Source organism: Hydrogenophaga sp., assembly GCF_051007235.1.
Taxonomy (GTDB): Bacteria; Pseudomonadota; Gammaproteobacteria; order Burkholderiales; family Burkholderiaceae_C; genus Hydrogenophaga.
In genome coordinates this window covers 1-3,703 of record NZ_JBPCSJ010000172.1, presented here as the reverse complement: position 1 = coordinate 3,703, position 3,703 = coordinate 1, and the positions used below count along the sequence as shown (strand labels likewise).

The 3,703-nt window shown below is 67.1% G+C and carries 4 protein-coding genes; 3 read left to right on the top strand and 1 reads right to left on the bottom strand.

Annotated features, from left to right (window positions below):
- Positions 1-185 precede the first annotated feature (185 nt).
- Complete coding sequence (gene dcd, locus ACR2JA_RS06145; protein WP_310564899.1) at positions 186-755, top strand: dCTP deaminase; 570 nt, start codon at positions 186-188, stop codon at positions 753-755.
- A gap of 15 nt (positions 756-770) precedes the next feature.
- Here dcd and ACR2JA_RS06140 read toward each other — a convergent pair whose 3' ends face one another.
- A complete protein-coding gene (locus tag ACR2JA_RS06140; protein ID WP_434008226.1) occupies positions 771-1,412 on the bottom strand; it encodes a DUF4136 domain-containing protein in 642 nt (213 codons plus the stop codon).
- Between the two features lie 134 nt (positions 1,413-1,546).
- Between ACR2JA_RS06140 and ypfJ the strand changes: the two genes are divergently transcribed.
- Positions 1,547-2,446 (top strand): KPN_02809 family neutral zinc metallopeptidase, encoded by a 900-nt coding sequence (gene ypfJ / locus ACR2JA_RS06135; RefSeq protein ID WP_434008225.1) that lies wholly within the window; start codon positions 1,547-1,549, stop codon positions 2,444-2,446.
- Positions 2,447-2,551: 105 nt separating this feature from the next.
- Positions 2,552-3,703 (top strand): DEAD/DEAH box helicase (locus ACR2JA_RS06130; protein ID WP_434008224.1); only part of this gene is annotated, 1,152 nt, incomplete at its 3' end.

The following is a 3,703-nucleotide window of genomic DNA, read 5'->3' as shown; positions in this document are numbered from 1 at the left end:
CCCCCAGGCCACACCGCTGCTGGCTCGCAAGCCGGCGCAGGCACAGTCGCTGGACGAGTTGCTGTTTGCGCTGATCGTGCTGGGCGACGACCGGCTGGTGGTGCGCACGCACACCGCGTGATCTGCGGCAAGACCCGCCGGCGGCGGGTCCCTACAATCGCGGGCTATTCCACGGAGCACGCAGCATGAGCATCAAGAGCGACAAATGGATCCGCCGCATGGCCGAGCAGCACGGCATGATCGAGCCCTTCGAGCCGGGCCAGATCCGGCAGAACGCCGCGGGCCAGAAGATCGTCAGCTACGGCACCAGCAGCTACGGCTACGACATCCGCTGCGCACCCGAATTCAAGGTGTTCACCAACGTCTACAGCTCGGTGGTGGACCCGAAGAACTTCGACGAGAAGAGCTTCGTGGACATCAACTCCGACGTCTGCATCATCCCGCCCAACAGCTTCGCTCTGGCCCGCACGGTCGAGTACTTCCGCATTCCGCGCAGCGTGCTGACCATCTGCCTGGGCAAGAGCACTTACGCCCGTTGCGGCATCATCGTCAACGTCACGCCCTTCGAGCCCGAGTGGGAAGGCTATGTGACCCTGGAGTTCTCCAACACCACGCCGCTGCCGGCCAAGATCTACGCCGGTGAAGGCTGCGCCCAGGTGCTGTTTTTCGAGAGCGACGAGGTCTGCGAGACCAGCTACAAGGACCGCGGCGGCAAATACCAGGGCCAGGTCGGCGTCACGCTTCCCAAGACCTGATCGGCAGTCGGAACCTCAGCGCGCCGGCAGGTCGAAACTGAGCCGGCGCACCTGCCCGTTGGCCCCCGGAAAGTCCTGGAAGCTGCCGCGCACCAGGTAGGGCACCACGGCCACCAGATCGTCGTCACCACCCTCGTGCACCGCGGTGGATTCGAACACCATGCGAGAGTCTGAACCCGGGCCGCTTTCGCTGATGCGCAGTTTCAGCTGGCTGCGCTGCACCGTCTGCGTCACCGTGCGGTCACCCACGTAGCGCGCACCCATGGGGTCGGGCACCCAGTGGCCACCCAGCAACCGGCCCTGGGCGTCGCGCCAGGGCGGCACGTACACCCATTGATCGCTGTAGACCGGCACCAGCCGCTGGCGCTGCCGCTCGCTCAGGTCGGCCTGCACCTCCACCACGAAGCGCGCCGTCTCGCCGGCGGCCACGGGGCGCAGGCCCAGGCGCTGCAGCTCCGCACCCACCTGGCCCTGGTAGGCCTGCAGCTCCAGATCGCGCTGCGGATCGGGCGCCGTGAAGCGGTAACTGGCGCCCGCCGCATCGGTTGGCCACTGGTTGAAGCGCGTGACCTTGGCGGTGAGCGTGCTGGCGCAGCCGGCCAGCAGCACCGCGGCGCCCAGCGCCAGCCAGGCGACGGCGCGTGCAGGGGTTTGCATAATGCGAACTGTCATTCTTTGGTATTCGGTTTTGGCCGCCGCATGCCAGCCATGCGGTTCCACCCATGTCTTCATGGGACTCTGCCGCTGGCACCGAGTTCCGCCTGTCCGCCCCACACCCGAGGAGCCGCACCATGAAATGGGAAAACAACCGCCAGTCCGACCAGATCGAGGACCGCCGCGCATCGGGCGGGGGCGTGCTGGGGGGCGGCGGTGCGCCGCGCCGGGTGGGCGGCCGTGGCGTCGGTTTGGGCACCATCGCCATCGCCCTGGTGGCGGGTTGGATCTTCGGCATCAACCCCATGACCATCCTGGGCGTGCTCGGCGGTGCGGGTGATCTGGCCGCACCGGTGGAGCAATCCGCGCCTGCGGCCAGCACCGGCCAGCCCAGCGATCCGATGGGCCAGTTCGTGGCGTCGGTGCTGGGCGGGACCGAAGACGTGTGGACCACCGTGTTCCAGCAGAGCGGTGCGCAGTACCAGAAGCCGCGCCTGGTGCTGTTCCGCGGCGCCACGCCCACGGCTTGTGGCACTGGCCAGGCGGCCATGGGGCCGTTCTACTGCCCGGGCGACCAGAAGGTCTACATCGACCTGAGCTTCTACGACACCCTGCGCCAGCAGCTGGGCGCGCCGGGCGACTTTGCCCAGGCCTACGTGATCGCGCACGAGGTGGGCCACCACGTGCAGAACCTCATGGGCGTGACCGACCAGATGGAACAGGCGCGCCGCCGCGTGAGCGAGCGCGAGTACAACGCGCTGAGCGTGCGGCTGGAGCTGCAGGCCGACTGCTTTGCCGGCATCTGGGCGCACCACAACCACAAGACCAACGCCATCCTGGAGCCGGGTGACGTGGAAGAAGCGCTGAACGCGGCCGCCGCCATCGGCGATGATGCGCTGCAGCGCAAGAGCCAGGGCACAGTAGTGCCCGACAGCTTCACCCACGGCACCAGCGAACAGCGCCAGCGCTGGTTCCACAAAGGCCTGGAAACGGGCAGCGTGAAGGCCTGCGACACGTTCAACACCAGATCGCTGTAACCCCCACGCTCCGCCGCTGTGCGGGCGGCCAAAAGCGGGGGGTGGGTGAAAAAGACCCGAAGTGAGACAATACCGGGTCAACGCGCACTGTGCGCGCGCACTGCAATGACCCAATCCTTTTCCGAACTCCAGCTCTCGCCCAACCTCGCCCGTGCCATCGCCGAGATGGGTTACGAGAGCATGACGCCCATCCAGGCACAGGCCATTCCGGTCGTGCTGCAGGGGCGTGACGTCATGGGCGCGGCCCAGACCGGCACCGGCAAGACGGCCGCGTTCTCGCTGCCGCTGCTGCAGCGCATGCTCAAGCACGAGAACGCGTCCACCTCGCCCGCACGCCACCCGGTGCGCGCCCTGGTGCTGCTGCCCACGCGCGAGCTGGCGGACCAGGTGGCCGACCAGATCAAGCAGTACGCCAAATACACCCAGCTGCGCAGCACGGTGGTCTTTGGCGGCATGGACATGAAGCCGCAGACGCTGGAACTCAAAAAGGGCGTCGAGGTGCTGGTGGCCACGCCGGGCCGCCTGCTGGACCACATCGAAGCCAAGAACGCGGTGCTCAACCAGGTCGAGTACGTGGTGCTCGACGAGGCCGACCGCATGCTGGACATCGGCTTCCTGCCCGACCTGCAGCGCATCCTGAGCTACCTGCCCAAGACCCGCACCACGCTGCTGTTCTCGGCCACCTTCTCGCCCGAGATCAAGCGCCTGGCCAGCAGCTACCTGCAGGACCCGATCACCATTGAGGTGGCGCGCTCCAACGCCACCGCCTCCACGGTGGAGCAGCACTTCTACCGAGTGGACGACGACGACAAGCGCCAGACGCTCAAGCAGATCGTGAAAGAGCGTGGCGTGACGCAGGCGTTTGTCTTCGTCAACAGCAAGCTCGGCTGCGCACGCCTGGCCCGTTCGCTGGAGCGCGAAGGCCTGAAGACCACCGCGCTGCACGGCGACAAGAGCCAGGACGAGCGCCTGAAGGCGCTGGAAGCGTTCAAGAAGGGTGAAGTCGACCTGCTGGTCTGCACCGATGTGGCCGCGCGCGGCCTGGACATCAAGGACGTGCCGGCGGTGTTCAACTTCGACATCCCCTTCAACGCCGAAGACTACGTGCACCGCATCGGCCGCACCGGCCGTGCCGGCGCCTCGGGCCTGGCCGTCTCGTTCGTGAGCGGCAAGGATGCGCGCCTGATGGCCGACATCGAGAAGCTGATCGGCAAGAAGCTCGAACTCGAAGCGGTGGAGCTGGAGGCCGACAAGCGC